The 17,961-nt window shown below is 39.7% G+C and carries 13 protein-coding genes, 5 tRNA genes, 1 pseudogene and 1 riboswitch; of the genes and pseudogenes, 16 read left to right on the top strand and 3 right to left on the bottom strand.

The features are described 5' to 3' along the window. Positions 1 to 63 precede the first annotated feature (63 nt). From FD29_RS08115 to FD29_RS08105, 3 genes are all read left to right on the top strand, one after another. Positions 64 to 136: transfer RNA gene (locus tag FD29_RS08115), tRNA-Asn, on the top strand. 13 nt (positions 137 to 149) lie between these two features. Further along, positions 150 to 240 (top strand) — tRNA-Ser (locus tag FD29_RS08110). Positions 241 to 405: 165 nt separating this feature from the next. Continuing rightward, a tRNA-Arg gene (locus FD29_RS08105) sits at positions 406 to 479 on the top strand. Between the two features lie 103 nt (positions 480 to 582). On the opposite strand, the gene dapF is transcribed toward FD29_RS08105, so the two are convergent. Further along, the gene (gene dapF / locus FD29_RS08100) at positions 583 to 1,551 is read right to left on the bottom strand and encodes a diaminopimelate epimerase (RefSeq protein ID WP_057888441.1); all 969 of its coding nucleotides are present in this window, start codon (positions 1,549 to 1,551) and stop codon (positions 583 to 585) included. 17 nt (positions 1,552 to 1,568) lie between these two features. Then, positions 1,569 to 2,927, bottom strand: coding sequence for an aspartate kinase (locus FD29_RS08095; RefSeq protein ID WP_057888440.1), 1,359 nt, complete (start codon positions 2,925 to 2,927; stop codon positions 1,569 to 1,571). A gap of 145 nt (positions 2,928 to 3,072) precedes the next feature. Then, positions 3,073 to 3,254, top strand: a riboswitch (Lysine riboswitch). Positions 3,255 to 3,331: 77 nt separating this feature from the next. Between FD29_RS08095 and lysA the strand changes: the two genes are divergently transcribed. From lysA to FD29_RS08040, 11 genes and pseudogenes are all read left to right on the top strand, one after another. After that, positions 3,332 to 4,615, top strand: coding sequence for a diaminopimelate decarboxylase (gene lysA, locus FD29_RS08090; protein ID WP_057888439.1), 1,284 nt, complete (start codon positions 3,332 to 3,334; stop codon positions 4,613 to 4,615). 15 nt (positions 4,616 to 4,630) lie between these two features. Continuing rightward, positions 4,631 to 5,335: a 2,3,4,5-tetrahydropyridine-2,6-dicarboxylate N-acetyltransferase gene (dapD, locus tag FD29_RS08085; RefSeq protein ID WP_057888438.1), complete on the top strand. Its 705-nt coding sequence runs from the start codon at positions 4,631 to 4,633 to the stop codon at positions 5,333 to 5,335. Between the two features lie 2 nt (positions 5,336 to 5,337). Continuing rightward, entirely contained in the window at positions 5,338 to 6,495 is a 1,158-nt protein-coding gene (locus FD29_RS08080) for an N-acetyldiaminopimelate deacetylase (protein WP_057888437.1), read from the top strand. Beyond that, positions 6,496 to 7,365, top strand: coding sequence for a 4-hydroxy-tetrahydrodipicolinate synthase (gene dapA, locus FD29_RS08075; RefSeq protein ID WP_057888436.1), 870 nt, complete (start codon positions 6,496 to 6,498; stop codon positions 7,363 to 7,365). Between the two features lie 11 nt (positions 7,366 to 7,376). Next, positions 7,377 to 8,150, top strand: coding sequence for a 4-hydroxy-tetrahydrodipicolinate reductase (gene dapB, locus FD29_RS08070; protein WP_057888435.1), 774 nt, complete (start codon positions 7,377 to 7,379; stop codon positions 8,148 to 8,150). A gap of 90 nt (positions 8,151 to 8,240) precedes the next feature. Then, on the top strand, positions 8,241 to 9,425 hold the full coding sequence (locus tag FD29_RS08065) for an aminotransferase class I/II-fold pyridoxal phosphate-dependent enzyme (protein WP_057888434.1): 1,185 nt from the start codon (positions 8,241 to 8,243) through the stop codon (positions 9,423 to 9,425). A 24-nt stretch (positions 9,426 to 9,449) separates the two neighbouring features. Then, positions 9,450 to 10,508, top strand: a complete 1,059-nt coding sequence (locus tag FD29_RS08060; protein WP_057888433.1) for an aspartate-semialdehyde dehydrogenase — start codon at positions 9,450 to 9,452, stop codon at positions 10,506 to 10,508. Positions 10,509 to 10,600: 92 nt separating this feature from the next. Then, positions 10,601 to 11,935 carry a hypothetical protein gene (locus FD29_RS08055; protein WP_057888432.1) on the top strand — a complete coding sequence of 445 codons (1,335 nt, stop codon included), beginning with the start codon at positions 10,601 to 10,603 and terminating at the stop codon, positions 11,933 to 11,935. Positions 11,936 to 12,181: 246 nt separating this feature from the next. Further along, a pseudogene (nrdD, locus tag FD29_RS08050) lies at positions 12,182 to 14,390 on the top strand (anaerobic ribonucleoside-triphosphate reductase). Beyond that, positions 14,320 to 14,901 carry an anaerobic ribonucleoside-triphosphate reductase activating protein gene (gene nrdG / locus FD29_RS08045; protein ID WP_057888431.1) on the top strand — a complete coding sequence of 194 codons (582 nt, stop codon included), beginning with the start codon at positions 14,320 to 14,322 and terminating at the stop codon, positions 14,899 to 14,901. The pseudogene nrdD and the gene nrdG overlap by 71 nt, the downstream one beginning before the upstream one ends. A 276-nt stretch (positions 14,902 to 15,177) precedes the next feature. Then, positions 15,178 to 16,977, top strand: a complete 1,800-nt coding sequence (locus tag FD29_RS08040) for a heavy metal translocating P-type ATPase (protein WP_057888430.1) — start codon at positions 15,178 to 15,180, stop codon at positions 16,975 to 16,977. Here FD29_RS08040 and FD29_RS08035 read toward each other — a convergent pair. After that, on the bottom strand, positions 16,972 to 17,589 hold the full coding sequence (locus FD29_RS08035; protein WP_235804286.1) for a DNA-3-methyladenine glycosylase: 618 nt from the start codon (positions 17,587 to 17,589) through the stop codon (positions 16,972 to 16,974). The genes FD29_RS08040 and FD29_RS08035 overlap by 6 nt on opposite strands. Positions 17,590 to 17,719: 130 nt before the next feature. Here FD29_RS08035 and FD29_RS08030 point away from each other — a divergent pair. Both FD29_RS08030 and FD29_RS08025 read left to right on the top strand, forming a co-directional pair. After that, a tRNA-Glu gene (locus tag FD29_RS08030) sits at positions 17,720 to 17,791 on the top strand. 4 nt (positions 17,792 to 17,795) lie between these two features. Then, positions 17,796 to 17,868: transfer RNA gene (locus tag FD29_RS08025), tRNA-Val, on the top strand. Positions 17,869 to 17,961: the final 93 nt, after the last annotated feature.

Here is a 17,961-nt window from a genome sequence, read left to right as displayed (position 1 = left end):
CACGTCGAAAGTAGTTGGTGGGAAACTACCCGCGAGGATAGATAGTCGCTACGCTGGAATTATTCCGGTTTAGCTCAGTTGGTAGAGCACCTGACTGTTAATCAGGTTGTCGTCAGTTCGAGTCTGACAACCGGAGTTTTTTTTTACCTGGAGAGTTGTCCGAGTGGTTGAAGGAGCATGATTGGAAATCATGTATACGGGTATTGACCTGTATCAGGGGTTCGAACCCCCTACTCTCCGTAGGCGAAACAAAGGGTATTCTTGCTTTTGTAGTAGGAATACTCTTTTAATTAACCTAAAACTTGATCAACCATTGTATTAGAAAAAATAATTGATTTTTTTCAATTAATTCTATACAAATTTATAATGAATATGATATACTTATATTCGTTGAGTTATTGATATGCGCCTATAGCGCAATTGGATAGAGTGTCTGACTACGAATCAGAAGGTTGTAGGTTCGACTCCTACTAGGCGCACTACTAAAAAGAGACTTATGAGTTTAATCTCATAGGTCTCTTTTTTTGTATAAAAATAACCGCTGATCCACATTGGGAATCAACGGTTACGGTTAAGGTTCGATTAGTTTTCAGCAATGCTTTTAACAAAAGCTTGATAATCATTTTCTTCGCCGGTATTGCTGACTTCAATCTCGTTAAAATTGTTATTGTGAAGGTTATATTCACTGAGTGTGATCTCGTGAGTAAAGGTAGCATTTCCAATCAGACGGATCTTACTCAATTCCTTAATATCATTTAAAGTGATTTGAGTCTTTACCATGCCACCAGGATTGTAAACACTGATGTCCTTAGTTGGATCAAAGCGGTCCGGATGTAATAGGGCAAAAGCCAAACTAGTAGCTGACATACCGGTACCACAGGCGTTAGTGAATCCAACACCACGTTCATAGGTTTGAACGAAGAGTTTGTTAGTATCGAGAATCTGACAGAAACTAACGTTAACGCCTTCAGGGAAGTATTCATTGGGAGCATTTAAGTTTTGACCAAGATCGCCTAATTCTAATTGACTGACCTCAGGGACGAAGCTGATCAAATGCGGATTAGGAACGGCAATAGCGGTGAATGTTTGGTCAGGTAGGAATTCAGGAACTGTTTGATCGATCATTTCGGTTAAATCTTTATAAGCGAAAGGTAAATCCTTTTTGTCAAAGGAAATAGGCGATATTTCAACGCTAAAAGCAGGTACGCCTTGGTAAAAGTCTTCAGCTTTGGAAACATCTAGATTTGATTCCATTGTTTCGACTTTGAATTCGTTCAGATGATATTTTTCAGAGAGATAACGACTGACAGTTCTCAGTCCATTGCCACACATCTTGGCTTCACTGCCGTCAGCGTTGATGACACGCATTTTGCCGAGACAGTTTTCACTTGTATCAACTACCAAAAGTCCATCAGCGCCTCCAAGAGTATTTTCGCAAAGATTGATAGCGACTTGCTTTAATTCAGTGTCACTTAGGAGAGTTTCTAGGACAGTCTGATCCAAAATGAAAAACTTGTTTTCTGAACCGTGTACTTTGAGTAATTTTACCAATTCATTCACCTCAATTATTAATTAAAAAATTTCTTATAAATTTGATTTACAGCATTATCGGCGTCGGATTCCTGGATACCAATCATAATTGAGATTCGGGAGGCACCTTGGTTGATCATGTGAATTGCGATATTATTTTCGGTCAAAGAATCAATGATCTCACCGATAGTATTGACGTTGTGAGCAATTCCTTCACCAACTACCATAATAATCGCATAATCGTCCATCCATTCCAAATAATCTGGCTGAAGGACTTCTTTGACGTCATGACACAAGTGTTTAATAGTTGTCTTATCAAGTTTCGTCCGGTCAAAGATAACGGTTAGATCATCGATACCTGAAGGCATGTGTTCGTAAGAAATATTGTATTTGTAAAAGATCTGCAAAAGTTTCAGAGTGAAACCGACTTCTTTATTGAGCAAATAGCGGTGGATATAAAGAGCTGAAAAACGTTTGGAACAGGCGATACCAGTAATTTGATTGGATGGATCGAATAGAAATTGTTCAGGTACGATCATGGTTCCATCAGCGTCGGGATTATTAGTGTTCTTGACATTGACTGGTACTTGACCTTTGACAGCGGGGATAATAGCTTCATCTTGGAAAACTGAGAAGCCTGCGTAAGAAAGTTCACGCATTTCTCGATAAGACATCTTCTTGATAGCTTGTGGGTGTTTAACAACGTGATTGTTAGCTACGTAAATGGCATCGACGTCGGTAAAGTTCTCATATAGATCAGCGTGAAGTCCACGACTCAACATGGCGCCAGTGATATCGGATCCACCACGAGAAAAAGTATAGATCGAACCATGCTTGCTGTAACCAAAGAATCCTGGGAAAACGGCTTTGGTGCCTTCAGGAATCTCGAATTTTTCCAAATTTACATAAGTTTGATTAGAAATATCAGCGTCGTTGGGCTTGCCATGAACAATGATGCCAGCTTCTTTGGAATCGACGAAGATCGATTTGATACCCTTGGTATTGAGAACTTTATTTAATAGGATCGCATTTAAAAATTCCCCGTGAGCTTTGAAAGCGGCCATTAGATGTTCTTCATCTGAGAAGTCAGTTTTGGCTAAACCAACGATTTTTTCTTTTAGAAGTTTAATGACGGATTCGTCAAGTTGGAAATAATCACTGATTTGACGATATCGGGAAACTATTTCTTTAACAATATTTGTGTAATCTTCATTTTCTAATACCATTTTTGCATATTCGATCAATAAGTCAGTAACTTTGGTATCGCCGGCAAAACGTTTGCCAGGGGCCGAAGTAACGATGACTTTTCTTTCAAAATCATCACTGACGATCTTAATGACCTTTTCAAATTGCTCTCCGGTTGCGAGGGAACTACCCCCAAATTTAACGACCTTCATACAATACACCTCTAAAATTAAATAGTTTTTAATGATGAGTGTATCATTTTTGGTTGTTATGACAAGAAAAATATATTAATTATTAGAAAAATGAGAAAATTATTGATATTACTTGACGAATTATAAGCATTGTTATAATCTTAGTACCAACAAAAGAGGTCGCAATCAACATCAGTAAATGAGGGAGCTTCTGTAAAAGCCTTGAACTCATCAAAAGGGAAGATTGCCGAAGCATTGGGTTTTACAGGGTCTGATTGGCTGGGGCGTATTACTAATAGAATACGAACTGTCGTAGTCGTATATTGATTACGTTGAGCTTATGACAAAATTGATGCGGATTATTTATGGATCTCTTTGTTAATAAGCAAAGAGGTCTTTTTTATTTGGGAAAAGGAGCATGGAAAATGATTAAGGATGAATTAATTAGCGAGAACGGACATTTAATGATTGACGGGGTCGACAGTGTCGATTTAGCCAAAAAATATGGAACTCCACTTTATGTATTTGATGTAACGGCGATCCGTAACCAAATAAAGAAATTCAGATCTGCATTTGAACAAGCCGATTTGAAATATCAAATCAGTTATGCCAGTAAAGCTTTTGCCGTTAAGGCTATCTATCAAGTTATGAAACAAGAAGACGTTCATATCGATGTAGTTTCTGGCGGAGAATTGTACACGGCTTTGGCAGCAGGTTTTCCAACTGATAAGATCAGTTTTCACGGCAACAACAAATCCTTTGAGGAACTAGAGATGGCAGTCAAGAATCACGTTGGTGTCATTATGTTGGATAATTTCCATGAAATTGAATTGTTATCACGTATTTTAAAAACAGATGATCAAAAGATCGACGTAATGTTACGTTTGACGCCAGGTATTTCTGCACACACGCACAAATATGATCAAACCGGACAGACTGATAGTAAATTTGGTTTCGACGTTGAATCCGGTCAAGCTAAAGAAGCTATGAAGTTAGTTTTGGAAGATGAACGCATGAATCTATTAGGAATCCACGCGCACATCGGTTCTCAGATTTTTGGAACGCAAGGTTTCGTAATGCTAGCCCAAAAGATGATTGCCATTGCTAAGGATTTCCAAAAGGAATTCGACTACTGGCCTCAAGTTATCAATCTCGGCGGTGGCTTTGGAATTAGCTACAACGAAGATGACGACCCGATCACCGCTAACGAATTCATTTCAAAGATTGCAGCTGAATTGAAAAAGAACTGCGATAATGTTCCAGAAATTTGGATCGAACCAGGACGTTCACTCGTAGGACCAGCTGGCTATACGCTTTACACTATCGGTTCTCGAAAGGATATTCCTGATTTAACGCCATATGTTGCAGTTGACGGCGGCATGGGCGACAACATCAGACCAGCTTTGTATCAAGCTAAGTATGAAGCCGTCGTTGCTAACAAGATGGATCAGCCATTAGTTGAAACAGCTCATATTGCTGGTAAGTATTGTGAGTCAGGTGATATCTTGATAGATAAGCAAGCCTTACCAAAGACAAAAGTTGGCGATATTCTCGCAGTACTTGACACCGGAGCTTACGGATACTCAATGGCAATGAATTACAATCGCAATCCTAGACCGGCCGTTGTCTTTGTTGAAAATGGTCAAGACAAGCTAGTCGTTAAACGTGAAACGTATCAAGATTTGATCAGTTTAGATTGTGATTATTAGTTGGAGGAAAATTAAATGACAAAAATGGATGCCCAAGAAATTATTAATTATATAGGAAACTCTAAGAAAACTACCCCAGTAAAAGTGTACGTGCAAGGGGACGTGTCACAAGTTGTTTTCCCCGATACGATCAAGGTATTTAAAAATAATGATTTTGCAATTATTATCGGCGATTACCAACTGATCGAACCAATTTTAAAAGCAAATAACTTAACTGACAATTACATTGAAACGGCTGCACAAAATACAGGCGTGCCAATGCTTGATATCAAACATATCAATGCCAGAATCGAACCAGGTGCGATCATTCGTGACAAAGTTGAAATTGGTGACAATGCGGTGATCATGATGGGTGCGGTGATCAATATCGGTGCTGAAATTGGTGCTAAGACAATGATCGATATGGGCGCAGTCTTTGGTGGCAGAGCAATCGTTGGTGAAAATTCACATATCGGCGCTAATGCTGTTTTAGCAGGTGTGGTTGAACCCGCATCGGCTCAACCAGTTAGAATCGGCAATAATGTAGTTGTTGGTGCCAATGCCGTCGTCCTAGAGGGCGTTCAAGTTGGAGATGGAGCAGTTGTTGGTGCTGGAGCGGTCGTAACTAAAGATGTCGCTGCCGGAGCGGTAGTAGCTGGTGTTCCTGCCAAAATTCTCAAAGTAAAAGATCAAAAAACGACAGATAAGACTAAAATCGAGAGTACTTTAAGGAAGTTATAATTATGACGTTATCAAGTGATGAATTAATTCAGATCAGACGTCATTTACACTCAATTGCTGAGTTGTCGATGCAAGAATTCAAGACGCAGGCATACGTAAAACAAATCGTAGAATCATTCCCACAGACCAATTTGGAAATTAAAGAGCTACCAGATCTACCAACTGCTCTGTTGGTGTTGGTCAAAGGTAGTGATCCAATTAGAAATATCGGTTATCGTTGCGATATGGATGCTTTGCCGGTCACTGAAAAGAATGGTTTGGAATATTCCTCAAAGACTCCTGGGGTAATGCATGCATGTGGTCACGATTTACATGTGACGGTGGCTTTAGGAATTTTGAATTACTTTAGTGAGCATCAACCAAAGGATAATTTGGTATTTTTCTTTCAACCCGCAGAAGAGAGTCAAAGCGGCGGCAAAGTTGCGTATGATTTAGGTGCCTTCAGTGGTGATTTTCGAGTTGATGAGTTCTATGGTCTACATGATAATCCGCTATTGAAAACAGGCGTTATCGGTTGTCGTAATGGGACTTTATTTGCTGGAACGACCGAAGTTAATATTATTATCCATGGAAAGAGCGGCCACGCAGCGTATCCACATTTGGCAAACGATGCAATCGTGATTGCAGCAAATTTCATCAATCAAGTACAAACGGTCATCTCACGTTCTATCGATCCAATCAAATGTGGCGTAATAACCTTTGGTAAGATCGATGCCGGAGTGATCAGAAATGTCATTGCGGGTGAAGCTCGGATCGAAGGAACGATTCGGGGATTGACTGAAGATATGATCATGTTCATTCGCCAGCGGGTTTTGGAAATTGCTGAAGGCTTGGAAAAGTCTTTCAATTGCCAAATCACAGTGGAATATAACCAAGGTGGCTATTATCCGGTTGAAAATAATCCGGTTTTGACGAAACGATTTATTAATTATATGAAAAAAAATGACCAAGTAGTTTTTGAAGAAACAGAGCCTAAAATGACAGGTGAAGACTTTGGCTATTTGATCAATAAGATCCCTGGAACGATGTTTTGGTTAGGGGTCGAAAGTAAAGGAGCACTCCATTCGGCCGATTTCTTGCCAAATGAAAATGCGATTCAAAAAGGTGTCGATGCGGTAGTGGGATTCTTTAACTATCGGATGAATTTGGAGGAAGATTAGATGTTTGAAAATGCAGATTTAATGACGGCAATAATTACTCCGTTCGATGATGAACAGAAGATTGATTTCGAAGCTTTGAAAAATTTAACTGAACACTTGTTAGCCACTGGCAGCAAAGGATTTGTTATCGGTGGAACAACAGGTGAAACGCCAACTTTGACTGAAGACGAAAAATTGACTTTGTATCGCAAGTTCGTAGAGATCGTTGACGGTCGAGTTCCGATCATCGCTGGTGCGGGTAGTAATAATACGGCGGGAACGATTGATTTTATCAATAAGATTTCCCAGATTGATGGGATCAACATGGCTTTGGTCGTGGTGCCTTATTACAATAAACCTAATCAAAGAGGGATGATCGCCCACTTCGAAACGATTGCCAAAGAGTCGCCACTTCCTATCATGATCTACAACATACCTGGTCGGACCGGTGTTTTGATGGAAAAAGAAACTGTCGTTGAACTTTCCAAGAACAGTAACATCCAAGGCGTTAAGCAGTGCAACACGATGGAAGATTTAGAATACATCGTTGAACATGCTGATCCTTCATTCAATGTTTACAGTGGTGAAGATGCTCAAGCGCTATTTGCTAAGGTTATCGGTGCTAATGGCGTCGTATCAGTGGCTTCACACTTGTATGGCAAGGAAATGACACAGATGTATCAAGCACTCGATAGTGGCAATTATCAAGTTGCTGGTAAGATTCAACGCCAATTGACTCCTAAGATGGCCGCTTTATTCATGTATCCATCGCCATCGCCAGTCAAAGCTGCCTTGAATCATTTAGGCTATAACGTTGGTGGCTGTCGCTTGCCAATCCTAGCTTTGAATGCTGAAGAACAAGCTATTTTATTCAAAAAATTAGATCTCTAGGGAGTTTTTCGATGATAAAAGTTATAATTTCAGGTTTCAGTGGTTCGATGGGTCAAAAGGCCGTCAAAATGGTAAATGATGCTAACGATATGCAATTAGTTGCTGGTTTTAATCCAATCGTGAAGGACTTGGATCCAGAATCATATGGCTTGGATAAAAATGTGAAAATTTTTAATGAATTGACTAAGATCGACGTAGATGCCGATATTTGGATCGACTTTTCGATTCCTACGGCAGTATTCGACAATACTAAATTTGCTATTGAACATGGTATTCGTCCAGTTATCGGAACTAGCGGCATGAGTGAAGAACAGACAGCTGAATTGAAAAAATTAGCTGATGCTAAACATCTCGGTGGAATCATTGCTTCTAATTTTGGTTTGTCAGCCGTCTTGATGATGAAATTCGCTCAAGTAGCAGCTAAATATTTTGCGGAATCAGAAATCGTTGAAAAGCACCATGAAGATAAAATCGATGCACCTTCTGGAACCGCTTTGAATACTGCTAGATTAATCTATGAGGCCCGCGGACATGATCAGGCACAGCACAGTAGTCAAGACCCAATGAATACGCGTGGTGGCGATTATCACGGAACTAAGATTCATGCGTTGCGCTTGCCTGGTTTTGTAGCTGATGAAGAAGTTATCTTCGGTGGCGTTGGCGAAACTTTGACGATCTCACAGAGTACGACTGATCGACAATCGTTTATGACGGGAGTTAAGTTAGCAATCCACGAAGTTATGAAACAAGACCAATTAGTTATTGGTTTGGAACAAATAATTTAGAAATCATTTAAAAAAATTACAAAAACTCTAATAATTTTGCCGATTTTGTATTATTATTAAACTACATTAATTTTTAAGGAGTGTTGAAGAATGCCAGAATTAGACTCATCAGTAAAAAATGTAGTAAATGAAACACTTGCCCCTATGGGAAGATCACAAATCAGAGAATTTGCCGAAAAATTTGCCAAAATTCCTGGTTTAATAAAACTAACACTTGGTGAACCAAATTTTAACGTTCCCGAACACGTTAAAGAAGCTGCCATTGAAAGTATCAAAGAAAATGAATCTCACTACTCAGACCAAAAAGGTTTCTTGAGTTTAAGAGAAGCAGTTTCTGGTTACTTGAAGAAACAATTTGATCTTCAATATGACCCCGAAGCCGAAATTATCATCACTATTGGTGCAACTGAAGCTATTTTTGACTCATTAGCAGCCATCATCAATCCTGGTGATAAGGTCATTATTCCTACACCAACATTTGCTTTGTACATTCCAATCGTCAAAGTACTCGGTGGTATTCCAGTTCAAGTTGACACAACTCCAGATGGATTCCGTATGACCGGAAAACACTTGGAAGAAGTTATCCAACAAGAAGGTCCTGACAAAGTTAAAGCTATGATGCTCAACTTCCCAGGAAACCCAACTGGATTCGTTTATTCAAAAGACGAACTTCAAGAAATCGTTGATGTCGTCAAAGATAAGAATATGTTTGTTATTTCCGATGAAATCTATGCCGAATTGACATATGGTCACAAACACTTGTCATTGGCCAAGTTGATGCCTGGCAAGACAGTTTTAATCAATGGTCTTTCAAAATCCCACGCAATGACAGGTTACCGTATCGGTTACATTGCTGGACCTAAAGATTTCGTTGAACAAGCTAACAAGATGCACGCCTTTGCCGTTACAGCCCCTTCAAACCCAGCTCAATTTGCTGCTCAAGAAGCTTTGACAAATGGTATCGACGATCCAATCGAAATGAGAAAACTTTACCAAGAACGTCGTGATTACTTAGTCGATCAACTAAACGACATGGGGTACAAGACAGCCTTGCCAGAAGGTGCTTTCTACACATTCTCTGAAATTCCTGCTAAATACGGCTTGAGTTCAGTTGAATTTGCTAACAAGCTTGCCGAAGAAGGCTTAGTTGGTGTAACACCAGGGGTTGCCTTTGGTAAAGGTGGCGAAGGTCACTTCAGAATTTCATACGCTGCCTCAATGGAAGATATTCAAGAAGCTATGAAACGCTTGAGAAAGTTCACAGAGAGTTTGTAAATTTAATTAAGGGATGAAAAGTTTATGAGTGAATATACAGTAGCAATTTTAGGTGCCACAGGTGCCGTTGGAACACGTTTGATTCAACAATTGGAACAGTCAACTATTCCTGTCAAAAAGATAAAGTTATTAGCATCATATCGTTCTGCAGGTAAGAAGTTGCAATTCAAAGGCCAAGAAGTAACCGTTGAAGAGGCTAAACCAGAATCCTTCGAAGGAGTCGATATCGTTTTGGCTTCTGCTGGTGGAGCTGTTTCTAAAAAATTTCTTCCTGAAGCAGTCAAACGTGGAGCAGTTTGCGTCGACAACACGAGTGCTTTCCGAATGGATGAAGATGTTCCTTTGGTAGTTCCTGAAGTGAATGAAGCTGCCTTGTATAATCATCATGGGATCATCGCTAACCCTAACTGTTCAACTATTCAAATGATGGTTGCACTTGAACCAATTAGAAAAGCTTTTGGTTTGAAGCAGATCATTGTTTCAACTTATCAAGCTGCCAGTGGTGCTGGTCAAAGTGCTTTGAACGAATTGTATTCAGAAGCAAAGGACTATTTGGATGGCAAAGACATGAAAGCCAATATTTTTCCAACGAAGGGCGATAAGGAGCATTATCCTTTAGCTTTCAACCTGTTGCCACAAATTGATGTTTTGGAAGATAATCTTTATTCGCATGAAGAGTGGAAAATGATCCACGAGACGAAAAAGATTATGCTAGGTGATATGAATTCACCTAAGATCAAGGTCACAGCAACTTGTGTCAGAGTTCCTGTTCCAATTAGTCACGGTGAGTCAATTTATATTGAAGTTGAAGATAAGTCAGCTACGACTGAAAAAATTCAACAACTCATCAAAGATGCTCCCGGAGCTGTTTTACAAGATGATCCAGCTCACCAAGTTTATCCTCAACCGATCAATGCAGTCGGTAGTCGTGACACATTTGTCGGTCGTATTCGTCCTGATTTAGAGAACGAAGGAGCTTTCAATATGTGGGTCGTATCAGACAACTTGCTCAAGGGTGCCGCTTGGAATACCGTTCAAATTGCCGAACGATTAGTCGCTGACGATTTGGTTCACGTAAAATAAAAAATATGGAGCACAGAAATTAGACTGTGTTCCATATTTTTTTTGCTATTTCTGTTAAAATAGTCAGAGACATTCAATTTCAGGTGAAAAAAATGAAACGAATAATGAGTATATTTAACGAAGGCGTTTTGGACCTTTTGGCCAATGCTGGAGTCGCAATACCATATTTTTTCTGTTTGACATTATATAACCACAATAAGAGCATTTTTGCTTACGCTTTGCCATTCTTAATGCTGTATACCTTTAGAGCGTTAGGGATGCTGTTGACGACATTTATCACATTGCCAGCGTCAACGATGTTAGCAATGTCGAGTCTGTTTGGCGTGATTGGTTCCTTGTGCATTTTGGGCGCCGGCAATCCAGTCTTTGGAACGATCGGTGGGGTCTTTTTGGGACTAGCTTCCAGTTGGATCTGGCCATATTATTTAACGGTAAGGTCACGTGGGCAAATGGACAAGGAATTCAAGTTCAATCGCATGCACGGCCTGTCAGTCCTCTTGACGTTGATAATTTTAGGAATTGCTCAACTAGCTTCGACAAAGACGCAATTTTTGAGTTTGTCATTTATCCTGTTGGCTTTCTTGTTCTTTGCTGCTATGGTTGGTGGATTGCAAATAACCCATCGTCTGACTTTTTATCAAGGAATGGAGAAAAAACCTAAGTTTCACGTCAACTCTTTGTTCAGCTTGATTGTCTTAGCCAGTTTGGTAATGTTGATCTTTATCATTCGTTATACAAGATTAAAGGCGGTTTCAAATAGTTTCGACTTGATCATTAGTTTAGCTGCGATCGTCTTATTCTTGTTCTTAGCCTATTATCAGATCGACATTCATAAAAAACTCTTCCCATTGAGTATGTCAGCCGTTAACCGTGGAGTCGTAATGAATTATGTAATGTTGTATGCCATTTTCGACAGTACGATCAGATTTGGCTACAATACCTTGATGTTAGTTTATGCACTTTACTTGATCGGTTTCCAAGTGGGACCATTTTTGAATCGACGTCATCAATCATGGCGCTTTCCGTTGCTTCTGATAGGTTTGATCTTAGCTTTGTTCAATTATACTTACTTTGTTGGTTTATTCTTCTGTGCGGTCTTTGTGGGCTCAGACAATCGAATTTTAAACGATGGTCTTTACAGCAATGCCAACATCGATTCCGAGCGGGCTTTCTTGATCAAATACCAGTTGTCCAGTGTCGGCAACGTTTCACAGCAGTTAGTTTATATGACCACAATTTACTTCATCAGTTATTTCTTGAAGATCAATGCCTTAGGATTTTTCAACAATAACATCACCGATGGTCCTACTATTGGGATTTTGTATGGGGTACATATTTTTATTACCGCTGTCGTCTTCATTTATGCCGTAGTCACATTTTATTTTGTGCACAAGCATGAGACAAAAAAGACCATTACAACGCTATAAGTTAAAAATGAGACGTTATTTTTGAACATGAACATATGTTTGAAAGAGTAGGGTCGTAACGACGATTTGTGAAGTTGTTGGAATGATAAATTTAAAAAAAATCGAATAAGACTACTATATATTGTATTGATGTGGTATATAACACATCATCTAGTATTTAGTAGTCTTATTTTTTTAGAATTTTTTTTATAGAATAGTAACATATTTATCATTGCCGAAATGGTTCAAGTACTAGGAGGAAGATTTATGACTGCCAAATTAGAAGAATTAGACATGATTCCCGTTGAAAAGAGAAGTGGAGTTAAAACTAATTTTTACCCCTATAAAATAGATTTTGTGTTGGAACAATTGAATTTAACTGATAGTCAGAAACAATCGATCATTGCTGAGATAGTGGCTGAATTTAGTGATGCTTCATTGATCAAGACTACTTCGATGCATGAGATTATTTCACGTGCGTTGGATAATAACGGCTTATCTAAGGCTGCTGAATCTTATGAAGGATACTTTCAAAAGGATCAGGAGAAATTTGCCAAAGCCACTAATGTTCAGTTGAATATTGAAAAACTCTTTGACCGTAATGAAGCGGTGGTCCACGAAAATGCTAATAAGGACAGCAACATCTTCAATACGCAACGTGACCTTGAAGCTGGAGTCGCCAGTCGGGCAATGGGTCTGAAGATGCTACCAGAAATAGTGGCTAAGTCGCATTTGCGTGGGGATATTCACTGGCATGACTTGGACTATTCACCAGTAACGCCGGAGACTAACTGTTGCTTGATCGATTTTGATGAGATGCTTGCTAATGGTTTTAAAATCGGAAATGCTTGGGTAGCTTCACCACGTTCGATTCAAACTGCTACGGCTCAGATGTCGCAGATCATTGCTAATGTGGCCTCGTTGCAATATGGTGGCTGTTCAGCCAATCGGATCGATCAACTATTAGCTCCTTATGCCAAACTCAATTATGAGAAACATTTAAAAGATGCTAAAAAGTGGATCAAGTCAGAATTACAAGATGAGTTTGCTAAAGAAAAGACCCGTAAAGACATTTATGATGCGATGCAAGCACTTGAATATGAGATCAATACTCTTTACTCATCTCAAGGACAAACGCCGTTCACGACGATTAATTTTGGTTTAGGGACGAATTGGATCGAACGTGAAATTCAAAAATCGATTTTGGAGATCAGAATCAAAGGTCTAGGTAAAGAACATCGGACAGCAATTTTTCCTAAATTAACATTTACCATCAAACGTGGTTTGAATTTGGATCCAACCGACCCTAATTACGATATCAAACAGTTAGCTTTGGAGTGTTCAACTAAGCGAATGTATCCAGATTTATTGATGTACGATAAGATCGTTGAGCTTACTGGTAGTTTTAAAACTCCTATGGGTTGTCGTTCCTTCTTACAAGGTTGGAAAGACGAAACCGGCAAGGAAGTCAACTCTGGTCGAATGAATCTCGGCGTTGTAACGGTCAATTTACCACGGATTGCTCTGGAGTCTAAGGGAGACAAGGACTTGTTTTGGTCTATTTTTGAAGAGAAGATGCAGATCTGTCACGCCGCTTTGGCTTATCGTATCGAAAGAACTAAGCAAGCTAAATGAAAATGCACCGTTGTTATATATGTACGGAGCCTTTGGCAAACGTTTAAAGAAGACTGACAGTATCGATGAACTTTTCAAGAATGAACGGGCTACTGTTTCCCTAGGTTATATCGGTCTTTATGAAGTTTGTACAAGCTTTTTTGGCAAGAGCTGGGAAGACAATAATCAGGCGCATGACTTTGCTGAAGAAATCGTTAAAAAAATGCATGATAAGTGTGCTCAGTGGGCTAAGGAAAGTGGCTATCATTATAGCCTTTACTCAACTCCGGCTGAATCATTAACAGATACGTTCTGCCGCGATGATTTGGAAAAATTTGGTGCTATTCCTGACATCACCGAAAAAGAATATTACACGAATAGTTTCCACTATGATGTTAGAAAACATCCAACACCATTTGAAAAATTAAGTTTTGAAGAAGTCTTTCCTAAGTATGCCTCAGGTGGGTTCATCCACTACTGCGAATATCCTAATTTGCGTCAAAATCCTAAAGCTTTGGAAGCTGTTTGGGATTGGGCTTATGATCATGTGGGTTATTTAGGGACTAATACATCGATCGACCAATGTTTCGAATGTGGTTTCAAAGGCGAGTTCAAGGCCACTGCGAGAGGATTCGTCTGTCCACAGTGTGGCAACCACGATCCCCAAACATGTGACGTGGTTAAGAGAACTTGTGGCTACCTAGGGAATCCTCAACAACGGCCAATGATCCACGGACGCCACGTCGAAATTGCTTCCCGGAAAAAGAATATGAATGCGGAGATGATACAACATGCGGCAAAATATGAGAGAGCCAAACAATCCGACTCCCAAAGAATGGTTGAGCGAGGACCTCAGTCTTAATAGGATTGCCAATTACAAACCCTTTAATTTTGTCGATGGCGAGGGTGTACGATGCAGTCTGTATGTTTCTGGCTGTCCGTTCAAATGTCCAGGGTGTTATAACGTTGCAGCCCAAGATTTTCGTTATGGAAAACCTTACACTAAAGAACTTGAAGATAAGATCATTAACGACCTTAGTCAAAGCTATGTCGAAGGTTTAACGCTCTTAGGTGGGGAACCATTTTTGAATACTGGAGTCTGTTTATCGTTATGCAAACGAATCAGAAAAGAATTCGGCGATACCAAAAATATTTGGTCATGGACAGGGTATTCTTGGGATGAACTGATGAAGGAATCAGACGATAAATTAGAAATGCTATCATTGATCGACATCTTAGTTGATGGCCGGTTTCTATTACCTAAAAAGGATTTAACTTTGCAATTCCGTGGTTCATCTAATCAAAGAATTATTGATGTACCAAAGTCTTTGGCCAGTGGAGAAGTAGTTATTTGGGATAAATTGGTTCGATAGATAATTAATTATCGAATGATAAACGAAAATACTTAGTGACAGTCATATCAATATCAGATATGGCTGTTTTTATTTGTCAAAATTGACCTCATTTTGATAAAATAGGTTTCTTTCCAAATGAATATACAGGAATAAAATCTACTTATGTAGCCAATTAGAAGATTATATTTAAAATGATAATTAAATAAGAATCATTCCAAATAAGCATTCACTTTTGGTTTCAAACAAGGTATAATCTGGGTAAAGATAAGAAATTATTAGGGAGGTTGTGATTTTATGAACTCAGACAAAATCAAACTATACGGAACCTTGACTATTGGTGCTTTGGCTGCTGTTCTACAATTCGGTTTCCACCAAGCAGGCTATGCCCAACTGATCATCAGTATCTTGGGATTGTTGTTAGCTTTGATTATGTTCGTTGATATGATCAAGGTTTTGAAATCGGGTAACTTTGGTATCGACCTCTTAGCTATCACGGCAATCGTTGCTACAATCGTTTTAGGTCAGTACTGGGCCGGCTGGATCGTTTTGCTGATGCTGACAGGTGGAGATACTCTCGAGGAGTACGCTGCTAATAAAGCTAAGAGTGAATTAAAATCACTTTTGGACAATACGCCTTCACAAGCCCACTTGATCGATAAAGATACAGTCAGAGATATCGATATTGATGATGTAAAAGTTGGCGATCAAATTTTGATTCGCCCGAAAGAACAAGTTCCAGTCGACGGGATCGTTGTAGATGGTCAATCAGAAGTCGACGAGTCATCCTTGACCGGTGAATCAGTGCCAGTCAATGTAAAATTGGATTCGCACGTAATGTCCGGTTCGATCAATGGGGAAAATCCCTTTAAGATCAAGGCTGAAAAAGTTGCTGCTGATTCAGAATATCAAGCTATCGTTAAGTTAGTTAAAGAGTCCGAGACGCACCCAGCACACTTTGTCCGTTTGGCCGACCGTTATGCCGTACCATTTACGATCGTTGCCTACGTTATTGCTGGTTTGGCTTGGTATTTCTCAAAAGATCCTGTCAGAATTGCTCAAGTATTAGTCGTAGCTTCACCATGTCCACTTATTTTGGCCGCACCGATCGCCTTTGTTTCAGGTATGAGTCGGACAAGTAGAAATGGGATCATTATTAAGTCAGGAACAGCCTTGGAAAAGCTCAATTCAGCTAAGACGATTGCTTTTGACAAGACCGGAACGATCACTAAAGGTAAATTAGTTGTTGACGATTTTCAAACCGCTAATGATTTTGAACCAAAAGAAGTCATGGCCTATGCGGCATCGATCGAGCAAAATTCCAGTCACGTTATGGCCGAAGCAATCGTTGATTATGCTAAGGCTGCTAATTTATCATTGCAGAACGCAGTTGACCTTAAAGAAGTAACAGCTGAAGGTATTATCGGTAATATCGCTGGTCATATTGTCAAAGTCGGCCAAGGAAGTTTTGTTACCGATGAAGAGGTACCTGAAGTTAAAGGTTCTGGCGTTTACGTTTCGATTGACGGCAAATACGCTGGTGTATACAGTTTATTGGATCAAATCCGTCCAGAATCAAAGAGTACGATTGCTAAACTCAAAGACTTTGGCATCAAAAATGTTTTAATGATTTCAGGCGATAAAAAAGAAGCCACCGAAATGGTCGCTTCTGAAGTAGGTATTACCAAGGTTTATCCTTCAAGTTTGCACGCTGATAAAGTTAAAATTATCAATGGTTTGGATAAAGAATATCACCCAACAATTATGGTCGGGGATGGTGTCAATGATGCTCCGGCTTTGGCTTTAGCTGACGTTGGTATTGCCATGGGTTACAAAGGTGCCAACGCAGCCAGTGAATCAGCTGATGCTGTTATCTTGCAAGATGATCTCAGCAAGGTAAGTACCGTCGTTAAAATCTCACACGATACGATGAGAATTGCCCGTGAGGCTGTGTTGTTAGGTATTTTCATCTGTACAGTTTTAATGGTCATAGCTGCTTTCGGTTTGATTCCAACCATTATTGGTGCTTTGTTCCAAGAAGTCGTCGATACAGTGGCCATTCTCTATGCTTTACGTGCTCGTAGCGACAAATTATAACCAACCGTAAGTCTCAAGGTTCATATCCCTTTTAGGCAACTTAGAAACGAAGGGATTGCCTTTTACAATAAAACGCATATTTTTAGAAGTCCAAGGCTCCTTATTTTTCACGCCGATTCGCGGTGTTGCTAAAATAGATTGGGGTGTTTGGACTTTTTTGTCGGAAAAAGAAAAGTTTTGTTCATTCAACATGGTTCCTGAAAGTGATTTGTCAGTGATTCCAAAAGCTGACATCCACTTAGCGGGGCCGTTAGTGACTTCAAAACCAGTTCGGTTACGGTTGAGCTCCATTTGTTCCAATCCGGCCGTAGGTTGCAGGGCACGGATCAAAATCCCATTGGGGGTCCCTGCTTTTTGAATACTGATATCCATATCCAACCAACTGTGGATCGAATAAATGTAGATCGTTCCTCCAGCTTGATAAAGGGGATCATTAGCTTTAGTGTGTCTGCCGTTGTAACTGTGGGAGGCCATGTCGATTGGCCCCAAGTAGGCCTCTGTTTCGACAATCAGACCAGAGAAGGTCCCTTGATTCGATTTATAAGTAAAACTATGTCCCAGCATATCCTTCGCTAAGTCCATTGTTTCGGCGTTTTCAAAGTAATTTTGCACGTTCAAAATCCATTATCCTCCTAATTTTAAAAAAAGTTCAAAAAAATATAAAAAAAAGCTTGCTACACCTTTAATATTATTGTATTATATTTCTTGTGCTTGAGAGAGCAATAAACAAATAAATATTTATGACCCGTTGGTCAAGTGGTTAAGACACCGCCCTTTCACGGCGGTAACATGAGTTCAAATCTCGTACGGGTCATTTTGGAGGATTAGCTCAGCTGGGAGAGCATCTGCCTTACAAGCAGGAGGTCACAGGTTCGATCCCTGTATCCTCCATTCCAAAACACTTTAACATCTAACTTCGGTTAGGTGTTTTTTTGTAGTGCGCCCGGCATGGGCGCTAACTTGGTGGCGAAAGTCCACTGTGAG

The organism is Companilactobacillus mindensis DSM 14500, from assembly GCF_001434275.1.
In the GTDB taxonomy this organism is placed as follows: domain Bacteria; phylum Bacillota; class Bacilli; order Lactobacillales; family Lactobacillaceae; genus Companilactobacillus; species Companilactobacillus mindensis.
Note: the sequence above shows the minus strand (reverse complement) of the source record. Positions and strands in the feature narration are given on the sequence as shown.

Coding starts and splice junctions, on each gene's coding strand:
- FD29_RS08095 (WP_057888440.1), bottom strand. CDS start 2,927: ATGAAGGTCGTTAAATTTGGGGGTAGTTCCCTCGCAACCGGAGAGCAA.
- lysA (WP_057888439.1), top strand. CDS start 3,332: ATGATTAAGGATGAATTAATTAGCGAGAACGGACATTTAATGATTGAC.
- dapD (WP_057888438.1), top strand. CDS start 4,631: ATGACAAAAATGGATGCCCAAGAAATTATTAATTATATAGGAAACTCT.
- FD29_RS08080 (WP_057888437.1), top strand. CDS start 5,338: ATGACGTTATCAAGTGATGAATTAATTCAGATCAGACGTCATTTACAC.
- dapA (WP_057888436.1), top strand. CDS start 6,496: ATGTTTGAAAATGCAGATTTAATGACGGCAATAATTACTCCGTTCGAT.
- dapB (WP_057888435.1), top strand. CDS start 7,377: ATGATAAAAGTTATAATTTCAGGTTTCAGTGGTTCGATGGGTCAAAAG.
- FD29_RS08065 (WP_057888434.1), top strand. CDS start 8,241: ATGCCAGAATTAGACTCATCAGTAAAAAATGTAGTAAATGAAACACTT.
- FD29_RS08060 (WP_057888433.1), top strand. CDS start 9,450: ATGAGTGAATATACAGTAGCAATTTTAGGTGCCACAGGTGCCGTTGGA.
- FD29_RS08055 (WP_057888432.1), top strand. CDS start 10,601: ATGAAACGAATAATGAGTATATTTAACGAAGGCGTTTTGGACCTTTTG.
- nrdG (WP_057888431.1), top strand. CDS start 14,320: ATGCGGCAAAATATGAGAGAGCCAAACAATCCGACTCCCAAAGAATGG.
- FD29_RS08040 (WP_057888430.1), top strand. CDS start 15,178: ATGAACTCAGACAAAATCAAACTATACGGAACCTTGACTATTGGTGCT.